Source organism: Microbacterium sp. H37-C3 (genome assembly GCF_027157935.1).
Lineage (GTDB): Bacteria > Actinomycetota > Actinomycetes > Actinomycetales > Microbacteriaceae > Microbacterium > Microbacterium plantarum.
Genome location: NZ_JAPVLR010000002.1, coordinates 310,215 through 328,982, shown reverse-complemented (window position 1 = coordinate 328,982; position 18,768 = coordinate 310,215). Strand labels below are relative to the sequence as shown.

Sequence of the window (18,768 nt, the reverse complement as noted above, 5' to 3'; positions counted from 1 at the left end):
GCGACACCGCGCCGGGGGTTCGTAGCGTCGGGGCATGACGTTCACTCCTCGCCGTGCCATCGTGACCGCTTCCGACTCGGGGATCGGCCGTGCGACCGCCCTCGCCCTCGCCGACGCGGGGATGGACGTCGGGGTCACCTGGCACTCCGACGAGGAGGGCGCGAACGAGACCGCAGCGGGCGTTCGGGCCCGGGGCCGCAAGGCCGTCGTCGCCCAGTTCGACGCGACCGAGTTCGAGAAGGTCCCCGGTGTCATCGAGCACCTCGCCGAGGAGCTCGGCGGCCTCGACGTCTTCGTCAACAACGCCGGCGGCGGCACCGGCGGGCCCGTGCTCGACCTCGACCTCGACGGGTGGCGGACGGTCGTCGCGCTCAACCTCGACGGCGCCTTCCTCGGAATGCAGACCGCCGCGAAGCTCATGGCGGATGCCGGTGACGGCGGGCGCATCATCGCGGTGACGAGCGTCCACGGCTCGCAGCCGCGCGTCGGCTCGGCCGCCTACGTCGCCTCGAAGCACGGCCTCGAAGGCCTCGTGAAGACGATGGCGCAGGAGCTCGGCCCCCGAGACATCACCGTCAACTCCGTCGCGCCCGGCGAGATCGCGACCCCCATCAACGACATGGAAGGCGACGAGGCCGACAAGACCCACCGCCCCGGCATCCCGATCCCGCGTCCGGGCAAGCCCGAGGAGATCGCCGCGGTCGTCGCGTTCCTGGCGTCGCCGGCGTCGTCGTATGTCACCGGTGCGACGTGGGTCGTCGACGGAGGGATGCTGCAGATGGGCCCGCAGGCCGGCTCGCACCTCGAGTCCGACGACTGGCGCGACGCCGGCGCGGAGTAACCGCGTCCACACACCCCGAGGTCCCACTTGGGCCGGTTATGCAGAGTTCATACCCGGCCGGAGTGGGACCTCGCGGGGTTTCTCGGCCGCGCCGCGCGTGTCAGGGCCGGACGAGAAGGTAGCCGCGCTCGTCGTCGAAGCCGCCGACGGTGAGCCCGGCCGCGAAGTGCTCGAGGAACTGCGCGCGCACGCGGTCGCGCCAGGCGTCGGCGTCCGCGGGAGAGGCGGCGCGGATGGCGTGGATGTCGGCGGGCACCTCGATCGTCGCGACGATCCGGTCGTCGGACGGACGCTCCTGCGGCGGCGCCGCGAGCGGCCACGTCACCATGAGCCGGTCGGTGACCTCGCCGCGATTGATGCCGTCGTCCATGAGCCCGTACTGGTCGACGAGGTAGTCGCTGATGCGGGCTCCGAGTACCTGCAGGTTGAAGTGCGCGTTGCGCGCGAAGAGCGGGTCGAACGTCCACGTGATGGTGCCGACCTCACGGGCGAAGGCCCACGCGCGCTGGTGCTGCTTGAGCACGCGCCCAAGTCCCTGCTGCTGGTACTCCGGCAGCACACCGGTCACGTGCGAGTGCATCGACCGCGCACCCGGCTCGGCGAAGAACGCCACCGACGCACCGACGACCCGGTCGCCGTCGAAGAGTCCGACCACGTAGTTGCCGGAGTAGGCGAGGGCGCGCATGAGGTTCGTGGGCACCGAATCGCGGTCGCCGCCCCACACCTCGCGCAGCACCGCGGCGCCGGCGAAGATGTCGGCGACGGTCTCGAGGGGGCGGATGTCGATCCCCGCGGGCACGTCGGCTGGGGTCGGGGGAACGCTCTCGCTCATGAGCCCACCCTACGCCGCCGCGGATAGCCTGAAGGGATGGCATCGGGTGAGAGCGGACGACGACGACTCACCCGGATGCCGCGACAGGGCGCGATCGTCACGGTGCTGGCGATCGCGGGACTGGCCTCGTCGTTCATGTTCACCCTCGTCGTCCCCATTCAGTCGAAACTGCCCGAGCTGCTCGACGCGAGCCGCGAAGACACGGCGTGGGTCGTCACCGCCACCCTCCTCGCCGCCGCGGTGTTCACCCCCATCGCGGGGCGCCTCGGCGACATGTACGGCAAGCGCCGCATCGTGCTCGTACTGCTCGGCCTGCTCATCGCCGGGTCGGTCGTCGCGGGGCTGTCCACGGACATCGTCGGGGTGATCGTGGGGCGCGCGCTGCAGGGTGCGGTGACCGGCGTCGTGCCCCTCGGGATCTCGATCATGCGCGACGTGCTGCACGAGAACCGCGTCGACGCGGCGATCGCACTGATGTCGGCGACCCTCGGCGTCGGGGGCGCCGTCGGCATGCCCGTGAGCGCGCTCATCACCGAGACGAGCGACTGGCACGTGCTGTTCTGGATGTCGGCGGGCCTGGGCGCGATCGTGCTCGTGCTGGTCGTGCTCGTCGTTCCCCCGAGCGTGCTGCGGACGCCGGGGCGCTTCGACCTCATCGGGGCGATCGGCCTCGCGGTCGGTCTGACCGGAGTGCTCCTCGCGGTCTCGCGCGGGAACACTTGGGGCTGGACCTCGGCGGCGACCCTCGCGTGCGGCCTCGGCGGCATCCTCGTCCTGCTGGTGTGGGGCCGGTTCGAGCTGCGCATCGCCGACCCGTTGCTCGACCTGCGCGTCGCCGCCCGCCCGGCCGTGCTGCTGACCAACCTCGCGTCGATCGCGATCGGCTTCTCGCTCTTCGCCTCGAACGTGTCGTACCCGCAGATGCTCGAGCTTCCCGAGACGGTCGGCGGCTTCGGGCTGACGCTGCTGCAGGCGAGCCTCATCATCATGCCGGCGGGTCTGGTGATGATGATCCTCTCGCCGTTCTCGGGGCGGCTGGCCCGAACGGTGGGGCCGCGCCTGCTGCTCGTCCTCGGCTCGATCGCCCTGATCCTCGCCTACGGCTTCTCGTTGCTGTGGGCCTCCGAGGTCTGGCACCTGCTCGTGGCGAACCTCCTCATCGGCGTCGGCATCGGATTCGGCTACGCCGGCATGCCGATGCTCATCATGCGCTCGGTCCCGCCGACCGAGACCGGCGCGTCGAACGGCCTGAACGCCCTCTTCCGCTCCCTCGGGACGAGCACCGCGGCCGCTCTCGTCGGCGCCGTGCTGGCTGCCCTGTCGATCGAGCGCGACGGCGTCGCCGTGCCGACACCGGCCGCGTTCCAGGTCTCGTTCGCCCTCGGCCTGGGCGCCGCCGTGATCGCCCTGGCCGTGGCGCTGTGCATACCGCAGCGCCGCGATCCGCACGAGTCGCGCCCGTCGCTGCCCTGAGCGGCGTATCGTCGGCATCCATGAGCCACGAGGACGCAGACACCACCGCATCCCGCCCCCACTCCCCCGACGACAGCCGGAACGACCGCCGCTTCTTCGGGCAGCCGTGGGCGCTCACACATATCTTCGGTGTCGAGCTGTGGGAGCGGTTCAGCTTCTACGGCATGCAGATCGTCCTGGTCTACTACCTCTACTTCTCGGTCTCGGAGGGCGGGGCGGGCCTGCCCGAGGCCACAGCCGTCGGCATCGTCGGCGCCTACGGCGGAGCGGTCTACCTCTCCACGATCCTCGGAGCCTGGATCGCCGATCGCCTGCTCGGCTCCGAGCGCATGCTCTTCTTCAGCGCGATCATCATCGTCGCGGGCCACGTCGCGCTCGCCGTGCTCCCGGGGCTGCTGTCTGTCGCGGTCGGACTCGTGCTGGTCGCGCTCGGCTCGGGCGGGCTGAAGGCGAACGCCACGGCGGTCGTCGGATCCCTCTACTCGGAGCACGACCCCCGCCGCGACGCCGGATTCTCGCTGTTCTACCTCGGCATCAACCTCGGCGCCTTCGCGGGGCCGCTGCTCACCGGCTTCCTGCGCACGAGCCTCGGTTTCCACTGGGCGTTCGGAGCCGCGGCGGTCGGCATGACCATCGGCCTGATCCAGTACGCGATCGGACGCCGGTCGCTGCCCGAGGCCGCACGTCGCGTTCCCAACCCGCTGCCCCGGTCGCGCTACCCGCTGGTCATCGGCATCGCGGTCGCAGCCGTCGCGGCCATCGCGCTCCTGATCACCCTCGGCGTCATCCGGGCCGACAACCTGTCGCTCGTCGTCGTCATCGTCGTCATCGCCGCGACGATCGCCTACTTCACCGTGATCATCTCGAGCTCCCGGATCACCTCGACCGAGCGGTCGCGCGTGTACGGCTTCATCCCGCTGTTCATCGTCAGCGTCGCCTTCTGGTCGCTGTATCAGCAGCAGTTCACCGTCATCCCGATCTACGCCGAGAAGCGGCTGGACCGGAACGTCCTCGGGTGGGAGATGCCGCCGGACTGGGTCAATTCCATCAACCCCGTGTTCATCATCATCCTCTCGGGGGTCTTCGCGGCCCTGTGGACGAAGCTCGGAACACGTCAGCCCTCGACGCCGATCAAATTCGCCGCGGGCGTCATCGTCATGGGACTGGCGTTCCTGCTCTTCCTGCCATTCGCCGGCGGCGGCCCGGCCGCGACACCGCTGCTCGGCATCGTCGGCATTCTGTTCGTCTTCACCGTCGCCGAGCTGCTGATCTCGCCCGTCGGGCTGTCGGCCGCGACGAAGCTCGCGCCGGCGAGGTTCCAGACGCAGATGGTCGCGCTGTTCTTCCTCTCGGTCTCGCTGGGAACGGCGATCTCGGGACTGCTCGCGCCGCTCTACAATCCCGAGAACGAGGTGCCCTACTTCTCGATCCTCGCCGCCATCGCGATCGTCCTCGGCCTCGCGCTCGCAGCGGCCCGCAAGCCCGTGCTCGCTCTCATGCGCGACGTCCGCTGACACACGCGAGAGGATGGACACATGTCCTCTTCCGTCGCGCGTCGTTCCAACCCCACCGCCTGGGCCGCCTTCTGGGTCGGCCTCCTCGGGCTCATCCTCATGCCGATCCCGCTGTTCATCGGCTTCGTGCTCGGGGGCGGTCTCTCGCTCGTGGCCGCCGTGCTGGTGGTGATCGCCCTGCTCAAGGGCCTCGCGCGCAGCGGCGCCGGTATCGCTCCGGTCGTCTTCGCGGGCATCTTCGTGCTGCTCACCTGGGGCGGCATCTCGCTCGGCGGCGGCATCGTCTGGTGACCCACCCCCGCGGGCTGTCGGGCCGCGATGCACCCGCGACCGCGGGCGCCCAGCTGATTCGGCTAGCGTGAATGGTCGCAGGACACCGCGAGAGGGAGCCATGACCGACACACAGCCGCAGATCTTCGAGCCCGAGGGCCGCGCCATCCCCTACGTCGAGGATGCCGGCAGCGAGCCGGTCCTGGTGCTGATCCCGGGCTACAGCAACGTCGCGGCGCTCGGAACGCTCGCCCACGTGCTGGCCGAGGAGGACTTCCGCATCCTGCGGGTCGGCTACCGCACGGCGCAGACCGAGGGCGTCACGCTGCACGACCTGGCACAGGATGTCGTCGACGTCATGGACCACGTCGGACTCGGCGACGCCTGGGTCGGCGGTCACGCCTTCGGCGGCGCCGTCGCGCGCACCGTCTCGATCGACCACACCGACCGCGTCGACGGCGTGCTGCTGCTCGGCGCCGAGGGCGACGAGCCCCGCACCGACCTCGAGCCGCTGCAGGCGGCGGCCGCGGCATCCGTGTCGGCCGAGGAGTGGCGCGCGCTCGCCCCGACGGTTCCCGTCATGCTCATTCAGGGCGCCGACGACGAGGTGCTGCCGCCCGCGAACGGCGAGCGCCTGCAGGCCGCCGCTCCCGGCCTCGTCAGCCTCGTGACCCTCGAGGGTGGCGGGCACCTCTTCCCGGCGACGCACGCCGGCGAGGCCGCCTTCGTCATCGAGGACTACCTCGACGTCGACTGAGCCGGGTGCCGAACCGGGGGCTGGGACAGGGCAGAATCGAAGGATGACCGATTCGTCGACTGCGCTCCACCCCGCCCACGCCTGCCTCATCGTGCACGGGCAGGACCAGCCGGGCATCATCGCCGCCCTGTCGGCGATGGTCACCCGCGTGGGCGGCAACATCGTCGCGTTCGACCAGTACTCCGACGACCCGACCGGTGGCGCCTACTTCTGCCGCGTGGTCTTCCACCGCCCGAACTTCGCCGTCGACCGCCCGTCGATCGAAGCCGAGATCGGCGAGACGCTCGCCGGGTTCGATCTGCAGTGGTCGCTGACCGACCAGTCGGTGCCCAAGCGCATGGCGATCCTGTCGTCGAAGCAGGACCACTGCCTGCTCGACCTGCTGTGGCGCCACCGCCGCGGCGATCTGCCCGTGACGGTGCCGATGGTCGTGTCGAACCACACCACCTCGGCCGAGGACGTCCGCTCGTTCAACGTCCCGTTCTTCCACGTCCCGTCGACGCCCGGCCCCGACAAGTCGGCGTCCGAGGCCGAGATCCTGAAGCTGCTCGTCGGCAACGTCGACTTCGTCGTCCTGGCCCGCTACATGCAGATCCTGTCGTCGGACTTCCTCGAGAAGCTCGGCGTGCCCGTCATCAACATCCACCACTCGTTCCTCCCCGCCTTCATCGGCGCCGAGCCCTACAAGAAGGCCAAGGAACGCGGCGTCAAGCTCATCGGCGCGACGAGCCACTACGTCACGACCGACCTCGATGAGGGGCCGATCATCGAGCAGGACACGATCCGGGTCACCCACGCCGAGACGGCGGCCGAGCTCGCCCGCCGCGGCGCCGACGTCGAGCGTCAGGTGCTCTCGCGGGCGGTGCTGTGGCACGCACAGGACCGCGTCATCCGACACGGCAACCACACGATCGTCTTCTGACCGCGGGCCGCGCGAGCTCGCGGGCCGGGTCTCAGCTCGCGGGCTGCACCGGCTCGAAGTCGTCGGGGCCCGTCGCGCCGGTCGGCGACAGGAAGATGCGCGTCGTGTCGCCGGGATCGGCGGGATCGAATACGAGCGGACGCGTGTCACCGATCGCCGGCACCTCGCGCGGCGCGATGAGCACCATGGTCGTGACCCAACGATCCGTGCCCACGGCGTCGGTGAACTTCGCCACCAGCGACGCGGCCATCCGCGACGCGTCATGCGCGGGAAGGGGTGCCTCGACGATCTCCGCGTCGACGCGCGAGCCGGAGGCCAGGAGGCGTGAGATGACCGCGTTGTTGCGGCGGCGCGTCGCGAGGGAGCGCACCCGCGCGATGTAGCTCAGCACGGCGAGGAGCGTGAAGAGCCCGGGCAGCCACCATTGTCCGGCGTACAGGATCCACTCGCCGACACCCCAGGTCTCGTTGCCGCCGAATGTCGGGTCGACGGCGACGCCGACGGCGTCGGGCTCGATCCACATCGTCGTCGCGATCCACGTGCCGATCGCCAGCCCGGCCAGGATCATCGTGAGCGGGCCGATCGCCGCGTAGCCCTTCTCGCGGGCGCTGAACCGGTGGTTCCACTTGCCGTACTGGCCGATGCAGACGATCAGCAGAAGGATGCCGACGGGCAGGCCCCACCCGCGCGCAGCCATGGGGACGCCGGTGTCGCGCGTGCCGAACACACTGTTGATGTTCACGACCCGGAGCTGCTCGAAGATGCCGCCGATAGCGAACCCGACGACCGCCGCAGCGGCGACCGACAGGATGCCCCAGATCAGGCTCGCGGCCAAGGCGGAGGTGGTCCCCCGATACTTGGCCTGTTCACGTCGTGCGGCTTCTCGGGGATCCAGCAAACTCACTCCCCCAGGCTAGCGCTGCCCGCGCCGGCGCTCAGGACACGGGCTGCTGCAGGTCGATGACCCATCGGTCGCCGTCATAGGGCGTCTGCAGGTAGATCTCGCGGCACGCGCCGTCGGATCGCAGTCCGCGCCGCTCCGCCTCGGCGACCAGCGCCTGCCACGCGCTCTGGATGCCAGCGAGATCGTCGGCCTCGTAGCGAAGGGTGAGCGCTCGCGGTTCGGCCGAGACGACCGCCCGCTCGAGGCCGTCGGGCACCGGAGCGTCACCGATCTGCTCGGCCGCGGCGGCGATCATGCCGTCGCCTGTTGTCATGTAGACCGCGACGCCGGGGCCCAGCCGTCGCGCACCGGCGGCATCGATGCTGTCGTTCACGCGTTGGAACATGACGCTGATCTCGTCTTCGATCTGCGCCATCTCGTCGATGCGGACCGACAGCTGAGTCAGAGTCAGCTCGGGCAGTGCGGTCTCGATGAATGTGGACACGGGTATCTCCTTCTCGATCGATCGGAGCCTCGCCTCGACCTCGTGCAGCCGCTGTACGTCCGCGGTGATCTGACCGCTCAGCTCAGCCCTCCGATCCCGCAGGAGCGCGGCCACCGATGCCGACGACATACCGTCGTCGAGCAGCCGGCCGACCTGTTCGAGGGTGAAGCCGAGGTCCTTCAGCGCGATCAGCCGGTTGGCTCGATCGAGCTGCGACGCGGAGTACGAGCGGTAGCCCGAGGCCGGATCGACGCGATGCGGATGCAGCAGACCGAGTTGGTCGTAATGGCGCAGCATCCGCACCGACACGCCGGCCAGCCGGGCGAACTCTCCGATACTCAACATGGTGATCCCACTCGACAGCCTGACACGGTGTGAGAGTCAAGCGAACAGCGGGATCAGATCAGAAGACGTACTCCATGAGATCGAGCCCGAACGCGCGGAACGCCTCATGAGCGCGCAGGCGGTCGCTCATCGACAGGTCGTCGAACCCGACCAGGAGCGCGTACGACACCCCGGCACGGGGGCCGGCGAGCACGCCGGCCTCGGCGCGGATGCCGTCGGCGCGGCCGGTCTTGTTCACGAACAGCAGCTCGTGCTTGTCGTCGTCGTGCGCGAAGGGGTCGAGTCCCGTCACCGAGCCGACGAGCGACAGGTCGTGGTTCAGGCTCAGCCACTCCGACACCTGGGCGCTGACGCCGGGCGAGACGACGTCGGTGTTGACGAGGGCCGCGAACATCGCGGCGAGCTCGCGTGCCGTGCCGAGCGCGTAGTGCGGGGCATCGTCGGGCCCACGGGTGTCACGGAACCGGTCGAGCAGCGCCGTGCGCGGCATCCCCAGGCTCCCGATCCGGGCGCGCACCGCATCGAGACCGACCCGCTCGAGCAGGGCGTTGGCCGCGAGGGCGTCGCCCGTCGAAGCCGCGAGCACGGCGAGGTCGCCGAGCGGGAGGGCCGGTGCCACGAGGTGTCGCCAGAGTCCCGCGACGGCGACGTCGCCCACGGTCGAACGATCGACGATCTCGAGCGGGTCGAGGGTCCCGGCGTCGAACCGCGCGGCCACCTCGATCAGCAGCGGGACGATCCCCATCCCCGCGACGGGCAGCGTGACGAAGTCGTCGCCCGCGAGCACCGGTGTGCCGCGGTCGAGGTCGCTGACCCGCACGGACACCCGTGCTCCTGAAGCCGCCAGCGTGTCGAGCGCCTTCTCGGTCGACGCGAACCCCCGGCGCGGCACGCTCGAGCGACGTCGCGGACGCGCGGCGCCCCGTCGCTCCGCGCGCGAGCGGGCGGTCCCGGAGGAGGACTCGGATCCATCCACCGTCATGTTCTCGTCTCCGTCGGAGTCAGTCTGAGCGATTCGGTTCGGGTGATCACCAGATCGTGACGCGGCGATCAGGGGCGAGCCACAGCTCGTCTCCCTCGGTGACGCCGAATGCGTCGTAGAACGCATCGATGTTACGGACGATCTGGTTGCAACGGAACTCGTTCGGAGCGTGAGGGTCGATCGTGAGCAGTCGAATGGTCTCGGCGTCGCGGCCCTTCTGCTGCCAGATCTGACCCCAGCTCAGGAGCAGCCGCTGCACACCCGTGAAGCCGTCGATCACGGGACCGTCGGGCGCTTCGGCCAGCTCCTCCGGCGACATCGTCGCGGCGAGGTGGAGCCGGTAGGCCTTGAGGGCGATGCCGAGGCCGCCGAGGTCGCCGATGTTCTCGCCGATGGTCAGGGCGCCGTTCACGGTGTGCTCGTCGCCGAGGCCCCGCGGCACGAGGGCGTTGTACTGCTCGATCAGGGCGCCCGTGCGCTCCTCGAAGGCAGCACGATCAGCGTCGGTCCACCAGTCGTTGAGCGCGCCGGTGCCGTCGTAGGCGCTGCCCTGGTCGTCGAACCCGTGACCGATCTCGTGACCGATGACCGCCCCGATGCCGCCGTAGTTCGCCGCGGCATCGCGCTCGGACGAGAAGAAGGGCAGCTGCAGGATCGCCGCGGGGAACACGATCTCGTTCATCAGCGGGTTGTAGTACGCGTTGACCGTCTGGGGCGTCATGTGCCACTCGTCGCGGTCGATCGGCTGACCGAGCTTCGCCAGCTGACGCTCGTACTCCCACTCGGTGGAACGCAGCACGTTGCCCAGGAGGTCGGTGGGGTCGATCTCGAGCGCGGAGTAGTCCTTCCAGCGGTCGGGGTAGCCGATCTTCGGGGTGAAGGCAGCGAGCTTCTCGAGAGCGCGCTCGCGGGTGGCCGGCGTCATCCACTCGAGCCCCGTGATCGACTGCCGGTACGCCTCGATGAGGTTGTCGACGAGGGCATCCATCTCGACCTTGGCCTGCGGCGGGAAATGGCGCTCGACGTAGATCTCGCCGACAGCCTCGCCGAGCGCCGCCTGCACGATGCTCACGCCGCGCTTCCAGCGCTCGCGGTTGACGGGCACGCCGGTGAGCTGGGTGCCGTAGAAGTCGAAGTTCTCGGCGACGAAAGCCTCGGGCAGGAACGGCGCTGAGGCGCGAACGACCTGCAAGCGCAGCCAGGCCTTCCAGTCCTCGAGGTGCTCGTCGGTCAAGAGCGTGCCGAGCCCGGAGAGGAAGCTCGGCTGATTGACGTTGATCTCGGCGAAACCGTCACGGTGCCGCGGCGCGAGCCCCTCCAGCCACGGGTCGAGGTCGACGCCGGCGAGGGCCGTCACCTCGTCCCACGTGTGCAGGTTGTAGGTCGCGACGGCGTCGCGGTTTCGCACGTTGTCCCAGTGGTGCGCGGCGAGCTCCGTCTCGAGCCGTGCGATGCGCTCGGCCTGCTCCGCGGCGTCTGCGACCCCGGCGAGCTTGAGCATGCGCTCGGCGTATCCGCGGAAGGCCGTGCGCGTCGGGGCGAAGCCGTCGAGGCGGTAGTAGCTCTCGTCGGGGAGCGACAGCCCGCCCTGCACGAAGAACACGACGTAGCGCTCGGGATTGCCCGGGTCGGGCTCGATGAAGGTGCCGATCATGCCGCCGATGCCCTCGCGCTCGAGCTCGCCGACGGTGCGCAGCAGCGCCGGGATCGAGTCGACCGCATCGACGCGCGCCAGCTGCGGTCGGAGCGGCTCGGCACCGAGCTCGTCGATGCGAGCCGTGTCCATGAAGCTCGTGAACAGGTCGCCGATCTTCCGCTGCACCGTGCCCGGCTCGGCGGTCGTCGCCTCGTCGATGATGGCGCGGACGTCGCTCTCGGCCTGCTCGGCGATGACGTGGAACGATCCCCAGCGGGCCTTGTCGTCGGGGATCTCGGTGCGCTCGAGCCAGCTGCCGTTGACGTGCCGGAACAGGTCGTCCTGCGGTCGGATCTCGGGACTCAGCTCGGCGATGTCGATGCCGGAGGGAAGGACGGGGTCGGTCATGGCACCCATGCTAGGCCGACCGGACGACACGAACTTCTGAGACCATTCAGCGTTCCGTGGTGGTACACCCCTCGGCAACCGGGATGCCGGCGAAACGATCCCTCGTCCAGTCGAACAGCTCGTCGATGAGGGGCGACGGTCGCTCGACGACCCCCGCATGCTCGAACCCCGCGTACGTGCGGAAGTCGACGTCCTGACCGGCCGCGCACATGCGGTCGACGAATGCGGCCTGGGTCTGCACCGGGATGACGCTGTCGGCCCCGCCGTGCGCCAGCAGCACGGGCGCGGTGGAGCGCAGCGGCGCCGTGTTCTCGCGCAGGTGCCGCCCGAGCACTCCGGATGCCGGCGACCGCGAGAACAGCGCCGGGTCGCGGCTCATCCCGAGAGCCGCGGCGACGGAGAGCACGATCGTCGGGTCGGACAGGCACCGCTCCGACATCTGCCGCAGCACGGTCTCCGCGCCGGGACGCACATAGTCGCGGTACTCGATCTCGGGATAGATCGACGAGAACGAGGCGAAGGCGTAGGACGCGAAGATGCTGCCGCCGGTGACACTCGAGATGCCCTGCACGAGAGCTGCGGGGTCGCTCGCCGGCGCGAGGGCGGCGACGCCCTGCACCCAGACCTCGGGAGCGTACTCACGGGCGACCGCGCCCGTCCACAGCGCCGCCGCACCGCCCTGCGAATGCCCCCACACGACGGTGCGGGCGCCGAGGTCGGCCTCCTCGAGCTCGCGCGCAGCCCGAACGGCGTCGAGCGAGGCGTGGGCGCTCGGCAGCCCGACGAGATAGGGATGCGGCCCCTCGGTGCCGAGTCCGATGTAGTCGGTGCCGACGACGGCCCAGCCCTCTTTGATGGCTCGCGGCAGCATGTAGAAGGCGCCCGCCCACAGTCCGCGCGGCTGCAGCGACGGGGCGCAGTGCTGCGCGAACCCGGTGGTCCCGTGGTTCCAGTCGATCACCGGCCATTGCCCGTCGCCCTCGCGCGGCACCGCGACGATGGCGCTCGCGACGCGGACATCTCCGTCGAGGCCGGTCGTCGTGTAGAGGATCCGCCACCCTTCCGCGCTGGCCGGGATGCCGGCGTCGAACGGCTCCGCCCGCACGAGACGTCCGGGCTCGTCGGGCAGGTCACGCGGCGCCGCATAGAAGTCGTCGACGACGGTCGAGCCGTCGCGCAACGGCGCTGTCACGATCGTCGTGGTCACGGCCAGCGCGACGGAGGCGATGGCGACCACCGTCCGTCCCCAGCGCCGGCGAGGCCTGCCGTCCGGCCCCACGCGTTCGGCCACGCGGTCGTCGCGACGGCGGCGGAGCCGCGTCCAGAGGTCGACGACGCCGCTCATGATCAGCCGGGCGCCGAAGACGACGGCGGTCACGAGCAGGGTGATGTCGGGCCAGAACAGTGCGAGCGCGCCGAAGATGACGCCCGACGCGCCGAAAGCGGCGTCGGCGATGCGCGCGTCCCAGGTACGGCCACGCCCGAAGGCCGCGATGACGCCGAGGATGCCGCCACCGAGGAGAAGGATGCCGACGACGACCGCGACGACACGCACCGTCAGTCCCGGCGCGAGGAGGACGATCGCGCCGCCGAGAAGCCAGGCGACCCCCGTTGCCGTGCGCCAGCGCGGGCGGTGCGCCTCGCCCTCGCGCCCGGTGAGCTCGAGGAGGCCTGTCAGCGCCATTCCGCCGCCGATCAACCAGGCGAGGACGTCGAGAGCCGTCGTGGGACGGATGACGATGACGACGCCGAGCACGACGGCCGCTGCGGCCACGACGACGCGGACCCACGTCGGCAGCCGAGCGTGCAGGCGCGCAATCGCCAGGCGTTCGAGCAGCCGCATCCGGCGTCCTCTCCCTCGGTCGATGATCCACGGTAGCCGTCGTTGCGGTGGCGTTCCGCGCGCTCGACAGCGACCCGGCGGTCGTGCAAAGGCGGGTCCGCCGGCGTCACGCCTCTAGGCTCGAGTCATGGCGCCCACGCTCAACCGCGAGATCCTGCGGCTGGCCGTTCCCGCCCTCGGCGCCCTCATCGCCGAGCCGATGTTCCTCATCGTCGACGCCGCGCTCATCGGCCACCTCGGCGTCGTGCCGCTCGCGGCGCTCGGCATCGCCGGCGCCGTGCTGCAGACGATCGTGGGGCTGATGGTGTTCCTCGCCTACGCCACGACCCCGGCGGTGGCCCGTCGCTTCGGAGCGGGCGATTCGACCAGCGCCGTCAGCGCGGGGATCGACGGGCTGTGGCTCGCGCTCGGCCTCGGCGCCGTGCTCGCGGCCGCGGGCTCGCTCGCCACGCCGCTGCTGGTCGGCATGTTCGGAGCCGGCGAGGCCGTCGCGACGGATGCCGAGACCTACCTCCGCCTGTCGATGTGGGGTCTTCCGGCGATGCTCATCGTCTTCGCCGCGACCGGGCTGCTGCGCGGCATGCAGGACACCGTCACCCCGCTGTGGATCGCCGGCCTCGGCTTCGGCGCCAACGCGGTGCTGAACGTCCTCTTCATCTACGGGTTCGGCTGGGGCATCGCCGGGTCGGCGATGGGCACCGTGATCGCCCAGTGGGGCATGGTCGGAGCCTACGTGGTCGTGATCGGCCGCCTCGCTCGCCGGCACTCGGCGTCGCTCCGGCCCCGCGCCGACGGCATGCGCGGGTCGGCGCGTCTCGGCGGCTGGCTGTTCCTCCGGACGGTCTCGCTGCGCGCGGCGCTGCTCGCGACCGTCGCCGTCGCGACCGGCCTGGGCACGAGCGAACTCGCCGGCTGGCAGGTCGCCTTCACGATCTTCTCCACCGCGGCCTTCGCGCTCGACGCGCTCGCGATCGCCGCGCAGGCGCTCATCGGGCGTGGCCTGGGTGCCGGCGACGAGGCCTTCGTCCAGCGCGTCCTCGGTCGCACCGTCGCCTGGGGCGCCTGGTTCGGCGTACTCGTCGGGGGCGTCATCGCCGCGACGTCGGGGGCCATCGGGTTGCTGTTCACCGGCGACCCGGCCGTGGCCGCCCTGATCCAGCCGGCGCTGCTCGTCCTCGCGATCGCGCAGCCCGTCTGCGGCATCGTCTTCGTCCTCGACGGGGTGCTGATGGGCGCCGGCGACGCGCGCTATCTCGCGATCGCCGGAGGCCTGAACCTCATCCCCTTCATCCCCGCTCTCCTGGTGATCGGAGCGCTGCACCCGGGCGGCGCGGCAGGCCTCGCCTGGCTCGCGGTGGCGTTCTTCGGCGTCTACATGATCGCCCGGCTGGTCACGCTGGGGTGGCGCGTCCGGCGCGGCGCGTGGGTGCGCATCGCCGTCTGAACCCCGGAGACGCGAAGCCGAACTGTGATCGGGTCGAAACCCCATTCACGTGCGAACCTCAGACTCCGCGCTTAGCGTGGCGGCATGCCGAAGCTCACCTCTGCCGCCGCCGCCGGTGCCGCCGTGCTCGTGGTCGGGATGCTCGCCTCCGGCTGCGCGCAGGAGACAGCGCCGGTCGAGATCCCGACGCGCTCCGACGACCCCCGGACGCTGCCCCGCCCCACCGCCGACGACGCCCGGCAGTGGGCTGACACCGTCATCCCCGAGAACGGGCTCGGCGGGGCGACCTGGACCCAGCGCGAGGCCGGTGTCCTCGAGCCCGGCAGAGAGCCGATCATCTCCGTCACCGCCGGCGAAGCGCCCGCCGTCGTGACGATCGCCTGCGTCACCGGATCGGGAAGCGAGCTGGCCTACACCGTCACCGCCGACGGCACGACCATCGAAAGCGGAAAGGTGCCGTGCGCCGCCGTCGACGGCAACTCCGAGCCGCACGGCATCCGGGACGTCCCGGCCGACGCGACGGTCGAACTCAGCGCGTCGGCGACGGGTCTGTTCGTCTACGCCGTCACCCCGGACCGCCACCCGGATCGGTGACCTCTCGCCGGTCGGTCCTCATCGAGCCCAGCGACGGCACCACTCGTACATGACCACGGCGCCGGCGGCCGATGCGTTGATGGAACGCGTCGAGCCGTACTGCGTGATCTCGACGACGACGGATGCCGCAGCCACGGCCTCGGGCGACAGCCCCGGCCCCTCCTGACCGAACATCAGGACGGCCCGCTCGGGCAGGTCGGCGCGGTCCACCGGAACCGACCCCGGGACGTTGTCGACCGCGACGATCGGGAGGTCGTTCTCACGTGCCCACGCCGCGAAGGAGGCCACATCCTCGTGGTGGCGGACGTGCTGGTAGCGATCGGTCACCATCGCGCCCCGACGGTTCCACCGCCGCCGTCCCACGATGTGGACCTCCGCCGCGCCGAAGGCGTTCGCGCTGCGCACGATCGAGCCGATGTTCATGTCGTGCTGCCAGTTCTCGATCGCGACGTGGAAGGGATGCCGGTGCTCGTCGAGGTCGGCCACGATCGCCTCGAGCCGCCAATAGCGGTAGTGGTCGACGACGTTCCGGCGGTCACCGTCGGCCAGCAGCTGCGGGTCGTACCGGGGGTCGTCAGGCCACGCGTCCGGACCGCCCGGCCACGGCCCCACGCCGACCGGCAGCTGCGGTTCCGCGTCGACGCCGTCGCGGTCGCCGCTCGCGTCGGCGGGGTCGGGGCGGGTCACCGGGACAGGCTATCCCGCCGCCGCGGATAATCTGGAGTGTGCCCTCCCCCGCCGTCGACGACTACCTGAAGACGATCTACCACCACACCGAGTGGCAGCCGGCGCCGATCACCCCCTCGCAGCTCGCGGCGACGCTCGGGCTCGCGCCGTCGACGGTCACGGAGATGGTCCGCAAGCTCGCCGCTCAGGACCTCGTGTCGCATCGCCCGTACGGACCGGTGGCCCTGACCGAAGCCGGCCGGCGGCGTGCGGCATCCATCATCCGGCGTCACCGCCTCATCGAGACCTGGCTCGTCCGCGAGTTCGGCTACGCCTGGGACGAGGTCCACGACGAGGCCGAGGTGCTCGAGCACACCATCAGCGACCGGCTGCTCTCGGGCATCGCCGAACGGCTCGGCGATCCCCGGTTCGATCCGCACGGCGACGCGATCCCGGACGCCGACGGCGAGGTCCATCGCGAACCGTTCGTGCTGCTCGCCGAAGCGGCGATCGGCCACGAGGGCCGCATCCTCCGCGTGAGCGACCGTGATCCCGCCCTGTTGCGCACGCTCGAGGGCCACGGCGTCGACGTGGGCCACACCCTGACGGTCAGCGGACGCGACAGCGTGCGGCTCGATGGCGGCGGTTCCGTCGTGCTGCCACCCGGTGCCGCCGCGGCCATCTGGGTCACCGCCTGAGCGCGATCAGCTCCTGGCGCGCGTCCGGCTCGCCTTCAGATACGGCCACGGCGTGCGCGTCGTGTGCTCGCAGTACGACCACAGGCGCGCGGCGATGTCCGGATCGCGCGTGATCGCCGCGGGCGTCGCGACGCGCGGCTCGCCCCGGAGCACACCGGCCGGCCCGTAATACTCGCCGCCCGCGGCATCCGGGTCGACGAGAGCGCGCACGAGCGCCCACGCCCCCCGTTCCTTGGACTGCGTCACGGCGACCTGCAGGTTGTCGGTGAAACGCGTCATCCGCGACGGCTCGTTGATGCCGGCGATGCCGCGGGTGCGCCCGCTCGTGGAATAGCCGGGGTGGGCGACCAGGCTCGAGACCGGCACGCTCGCCGCCCGCAGGCGCTCGTCGGCCTCGAGGCCGAGTGACGTCGTGGCGACCTTCGACTGCACGTATGCGCGCCAGGGCGAGTAGTCGCTCTCGAGCTCGATGTCGGTCGGGTCGTACTTCCAGATCGATGTCGACACCGAGCCGACCCAGACCATGCGGCCGCGGCCGGCGGCGAGCGCGATGAGCAGCTCCCCCGCGAGCGCGTAGTGGCCGAGGACGTTGGTGGCGAACACCAGCTCGTGACCGTCGGGCGTCGTGCGGCGCTGACGGGGCGGATGCACCACCCCGGCGTTCAGGAGCAGGCCGTGGAGGGGCTTTCGGCCGCGGGCGGTCGCCGCCGCTGCCCGCACGGAGCCCAGGTTGCTCGTATCGAGCAGCAGCGTCTCGACCGATCCCACCCCGTCGGGCAGGGCTCGCACGACCGAGGCACGCGCCGTCGCGAGCCGCTGCGGGCTGCGGCCGGTCATGATGACGTGGGCCCCGGCCGAAGCGAGCTGCAGACTGGCGAAATACCCGAGTCCCGCGTTGGAGCCCGTGACGAGATACCGCTTGCCCGACAGGTCGGGCAGCTTGCGGGGATTCCAGTCGTCGTGGGCCACGAGTGAAGACTACGGCCGGATCGCCACAGCTAGGCTGGGGCCATGCGGACACGCGCCGATATCGAGTGCTGGCTCACGGACATGGACGGCGTTCTCGTCCACGAGAACCACCCCATCCCGGGGGCGGCGGAACTGCTCGCGCAGTGGCGCGAGACGGGCACGCCGTTCCTCGTGCTGACCAACAACCCCTTCTTCACGCCCCGAGACCTCAGCGCGCGTCTCGCGCGGTCGGGGCTGGAGGTGCCGGAGGACCGTATCTGGACGTCGGCGCTCGCGACGGCGGACTTCCTGCGTTCGCAGCATCCGGGCGGCTCGGCGTTCGTGATCGGCGAGGCGGGCCTCACCACCGCCCTCCACGAGGCCGGCTACATCATGACCGAGACCGACCCCGACTACGTCGTGGTGGGCGAGACGCGCAACTACTCCTTCGACGCCATCACGAAGGCGATCCGGTTCATCAACGCCGGCGCGCGGTTCATCATCACCAACCCGGATGCCACGGGCCCGACCCCGGAGGGCGTCGTTCCGGCGACCGGTTCGTTCGCGGCCCTGATCTCGCACGCGACCGGGAAGAGCCCGTACGTCGTCGGCAAGCCGAACCCCATGATGTTCCGTTCGGCGATGAACCGCATCGGAGCGCACTCCGAGAACACCGGCATGATCGGCGACCGCATGGACACCGACGTCGTGGCGGGCATCGAAGCGGGTCTGCACACCGTGCTCGTGCGCACCGGCATCTCGGACGACGCCGAGATCGAGCGGTACCCGTTCCGCCCCGACGAGATCCTCGACTCCGTCGCCGATCTGCTCGAGACGGAGCCGTACGAGACCGAGGATCCGGGCATCCTGTGAACGAGTTCGAGCAGAACCTCCTGCTGATCAGCGTCGCGCTCATGCTCACGACGACCCTCGTGGTCGTCGTCGTGCAGTTCGTCCGGCGCCGCCGCGACGGGGACGACGACTGATGTCGATCGTCCTCGCGCTCACCGGGCTCGCGATCCTGCTGATCGCGCTGATCATCTTCGTGCGCAACCAGCAGATCGGCACCGACGGCACCAATCGCGGGTCGACCCGTCGCGGCATCATCCTGCTCATGTTCTTCGGCCTGCTGCTCGGCCTCGCGTCGCAGCTGCCCGTCTTCCAGAGCTGAGCCCGGGCGCGGGCGGGGGCGTCTCGTACACTCGGG

At 70.7% G+C, this 18,768-nt stretch carries 19 protein-coding genes; 11 read left to right on the top strand and 8 right to left on the bottom strand.

Going from position 1 to position 18,768, the window contains the following annotated elements:
* Positions 1 to 34 precede the first annotated feature (34 nt).
* A complete protein-coding gene (locus tag O1W71_RS06590) occupies positions 35 to 841 on the top strand; it encodes an SDR family oxidoreductase (protein ID WP_269267069.1) in 807 nt (268 codons plus the stop codon).
* Positions 842 to 941: 100 nt separating this feature from the next.
* On the opposite strand, the gene O1W71_RS06585 is transcribed toward O1W71_RS06590, so the two are convergent.
* Positions 942 to 1,673, bottom strand: a complete 732-nt coding sequence (locus O1W71_RS06585) for a GNAT family N-acetyltransferase (RefSeq protein WP_181574180.1) — start codon at positions 1,671 to 1,673, stop codon at positions 942 to 944.
* A 75-nt stretch (positions 1,674 to 1,748) separates the two neighbouring features.
* On the opposite strand from O1W71_RS06585, the gene O1W71_RS06580 reads away from it, so the two are divergent.
* The 5 genes from O1W71_RS06580 to purU all read left to right on the top strand — a co-directional run bounded on the left by O1W71_RS06580 (position 1,749) and on the right by purU (position 6,609).
* The gene (locus O1W71_RS06580) at positions 1,749 to 3,146 is read left to right on the top strand and encodes an MFS transporter (RefSeq protein ID WP_269267524.1); all 1,398 of its coding nucleotides are present in this window, start codon (positions 1,749 to 1,751) and stop codon (positions 3,144 to 3,146) included.
* A gap of 20 nt (positions 3,147 to 3,166) precedes the next feature.
* Positions 3,167 to 4,660, top strand: coding sequence for a peptide MFS transporter (locus O1W71_RS06575; protein ID WP_269267067.1), 1,494 nt, complete (start codon positions 3,167 to 3,169; stop codon positions 4,658 to 4,660).
* A gap of 21 nt (positions 4,661 to 4,681) precedes the next feature.
* Positions 4,682 to 4,951, top strand: a complete 270-nt coding sequence (locus O1W71_RS06570) for a hypothetical protein (protein ID WP_112616153.1) — start codon at positions 4,682 to 4,684, stop codon at positions 4,949 to 4,951.
* Positions 4,952 to 5,051: 100 nt separating this feature from the next.
* Entirely contained in the window at positions 5,052 to 5,687 is a 636-nt protein-coding gene (locus O1W71_RS06565; protein WP_112616151.1) for an alpha/beta fold hydrolase, read from the top strand.
* Positions 5,688 to 5,730: 43 nt separating this feature from the next.
* Positions 5,731 to 6,609, top strand: a complete 879-nt coding sequence (gene purU, locus O1W71_RS06560; protein WP_114589060.1) for a formyltetrahydrofolate deformylase — start codon at positions 5,731 to 5,733, stop codon at positions 6,607 to 6,609.
* A 31-nt stretch (positions 6,610 to 6,640) separates the two neighbouring features.
* Here the strand turns inward: purU and O1W71_RS06555 are convergent, their stop codons facing one another.
* The 5 genes from O1W71_RS06555 to O1W71_RS06535 are packed head-to-tail and all read right to left on the bottom strand — an operon-like array spanning position 6,641 to position 13,211.
* Entirely contained in the window at positions 6,641 to 7,513 is an 873-nt protein-coding gene (locus tag O1W71_RS06555) for a hypothetical protein (protein ID WP_269267066.1), read from the bottom strand.
* 31 nt (positions 7,514 to 7,544) lie between these two features.
* Positions 7,545 to 8,342 (bottom strand): MerR family transcriptional regulator, encoded by a 798-nt coding sequence (locus O1W71_RS06550; RefSeq protein ID WP_269267064.1) that lies wholly within the window; start codon positions 8,340 to 8,342, stop codon positions 7,545 to 7,547.
* 58 nt (positions 8,343 to 8,400) lie between these two features.
* Entirely contained in the window at positions 8,401 to 9,324 is a 924-nt protein-coding gene (locus tag O1W71_RS06545; RefSeq protein ID WP_269267063.1) for a serine hydrolase, read from the bottom strand.
* A 46-nt stretch (positions 9,325 to 9,370) separates the two neighbouring features.
* The gene (locus O1W71_RS06540) at positions 9,371 to 11,368 is read right to left on the bottom strand and encodes a M13 family metallopeptidase (RefSeq protein ID WP_269267062.1); all 1,998 of its coding nucleotides are present in this window, start codon (positions 11,366 to 11,368) and stop codon (positions 9,371 to 9,373) included.
* Positions 11,369 to 11,414: 46 nt separating this feature from the next.
* A complete protein-coding gene (locus O1W71_RS06535) occupies positions 11,415 to 13,211 on the bottom strand; it encodes an alpha/beta fold hydrolase (protein ID WP_269267061.1) in 1,797 nt (598 codons plus the stop codon).
* A gap of 127 nt (positions 13,212 to 13,338) precedes the next feature.
* Between O1W71_RS06535 and O1W71_RS06530 the strand changes: the two genes are divergently transcribed.
* Positions 13,339 to 14,655: an MATE family efflux transporter gene (locus O1W71_RS06530; RefSeq protein ID WP_269267060.1), complete on the top strand. Its 1,317-nt coding sequence runs from the start codon at positions 13,339 to 13,341 to the stop codon at positions 14,653 to 14,655.
* Positions 14,656 to 14,739: 84 nt separating this feature from the next.
* On the top strand, positions 14,740 to 15,249 hold the full coding sequence (locus O1W71_RS06525; protein WP_269267059.1) for a hypothetical protein: 510 nt from the start codon (positions 14,740 to 14,742) through the stop codon (positions 15,247 to 15,249).
* 18 nt (positions 15,250 to 15,267) lie between these two features.
* Here the strand turns inward: O1W71_RS06525 and O1W71_RS06520 are convergent, their stop codons facing one another.
* Positions 15,268 to 15,936 (bottom strand): TrmH family RNA methyltransferase, encoded by a 669-nt coding sequence (locus O1W71_RS06520; RefSeq protein ID WP_407667123.1) that lies wholly within the window; start codon positions 15,934 to 15,936, stop codon positions 15,268 to 15,270.
* Between the two features lie 38 nt (positions 15,937 to 15,974).
* Between O1W71_RS06520 and O1W71_RS06515 the strand changes: the two genes are divergently transcribed.
* Entirely contained in the window at positions 15,975 to 16,613 is a 639-nt protein-coding gene (locus O1W71_RS06515) for a metal-dependent transcriptional regulator (protein WP_114589053.1), read from the top strand.
* A 6-nt stretch (positions 16,614 to 16,619) separates the two neighbouring features.
* Here the strand turns inward: O1W71_RS06515 and O1W71_RS06510 are convergent, their stop codons facing one another.
* Positions 16,620 to 17,582, bottom strand: coding sequence for an SDR family NAD(P)-dependent oxidoreductase (locus tag O1W71_RS06510; RefSeq protein WP_269267058.1), 963 nt, complete (start codon positions 17,580 to 17,582; stop codon positions 16,620 to 16,622).
* Between the two features lie 42 nt (positions 17,583 to 17,624).
* Here O1W71_RS06510 and O1W71_RS06505 point away from each other — a divergent pair, with 42 nt between their 5' ends.
* The gene (locus tag O1W71_RS06505) at positions 17,625 to 18,434 is read left to right on the top strand and encodes an HAD-IIA family hydrolase (protein WP_112616127.1); all 810 of its coding nucleotides are present in this window, start codon (positions 17,625 to 17,627) and stop codon (positions 18,432 to 18,434) included.
* Positions 18,435 to 18,546: 112 nt separating this feature from the next.
* Positions 18,547 to 18,732 (top strand): hypothetical protein, encoded by a 186-nt coding sequence (locus O1W71_RS06500; protein ID WP_112616125.1) that lies wholly within the window; start codon positions 18,547 to 18,549, stop codon positions 18,730 to 18,732.
* The last annotated feature ends 36 nt before the right edge of the window (positions 18,733 to 18,768 follow it).

Excerpts from the sequence above, each read along its gene's own strand:
- purU (WP_114589060.1), top strand. The coding sequence starts at position 5,731 with ATGACCGATTCGTCGACTGCGCTCCACCCCGCCCACGCCTGCCTCATC.
- O1W71_RS06580 (WP_269267524.1), top strand. The coding sequence starts at position 1,749 with ATGCCGCGACAGGGCGCGATCGTCACGGTGCTGGCGATCGCGGGACTG.
- O1W71_RS06500 (WP_112616125.1), top strand. The coding sequence starts at position 18,547 with ATGTCGATCGTCCTCGCGCTCACCGGGCTCGCGATCCTGCTGATCGCG.
- O1W71_RS06585 (WP_181574180.1), bottom strand. The coding sequence starts at position 1,673 with ATGAGCGAGAGCGTTCCCCCGACCCCAGCCGACGTGCCCGCGGGGATC.
- O1W71_RS06590 (WP_269267069.1), top strand. The coding sequence starts at position 35 with ATGACGTTCACTCCTCGCCGTGCCATCGTGACCGCTTCCGACTCGGGG.
- O1W71_RS06565 (WP_112616151.1), top strand. The coding sequence starts at position 5,052 with ATGACCGACACACAGCCGCAGATCTTCGAGCCCGAGGGCCGCGCCATC.
- O1W71_RS06505 (WP_112616127.1), top strand. The coding sequence starts at position 17,625 with ATGCGGACACGCGCCGATATCGAGTGCTGGCTCACGGACATGGACGGC.
- O1W71_RS06545 (WP_269267063.1), bottom strand. The coding sequence starts at position 9,324 with ATGACGGTGGATGGATCCGAGTCCTCCTCCGGGACCGCCCGCTCGCGC.
- O1W71_RS06575 (WP_269267067.1), top strand. The coding sequence starts at position 3,167 with ATGAGCCACGAGGACGCAGACACCACCGCATCCCGCCCCCACTCCCCC.
- O1W71_RS06525 (WP_269267059.1), top strand. The coding sequence starts at position 14,740 with ATGCCGAAGCTCACCTCTGCCGCCGCCGCCGGTGCCGCCGTGCTCGTG.
- O1W71_RS06570 (WP_112616153.1), top strand. The coding sequence starts at position 4,682 with ATGTCCTCTTCCGTCGCGCGTCGTTCCAACCCCACCGCCTGGGCCGCC.
- O1W71_RS06535 (WP_269267061.1), bottom strand. The coding sequence starts at position 13,211 with ATGCGGCTGCTCGAACGCCTGGCGATTGCGCGCCTGCACGCTCGGCTG.
- O1W71_RS06530 (WP_269267060.1), top strand. The coding sequence starts at position 13,339 with ATGGCGCCCACGCTCAACCGCGAGATCCTGCGGCTGGCCGTTCCCGCC.
- O1W71_RS06550 (WP_269267064.1), bottom strand. The coding sequence starts at position 8,342 with ATGTTGAGTATCGGAGAGTTCGCCCGGCTGGCCGGCGTGTCGGTGCGG.
- O1W71_RS06540 (WP_269267062.1), bottom strand. The coding sequence starts at position 11,368 with ATGACCGACCCCGTCCTTCCCTCCGGCATCGACATCGCCGAGCTGAGT.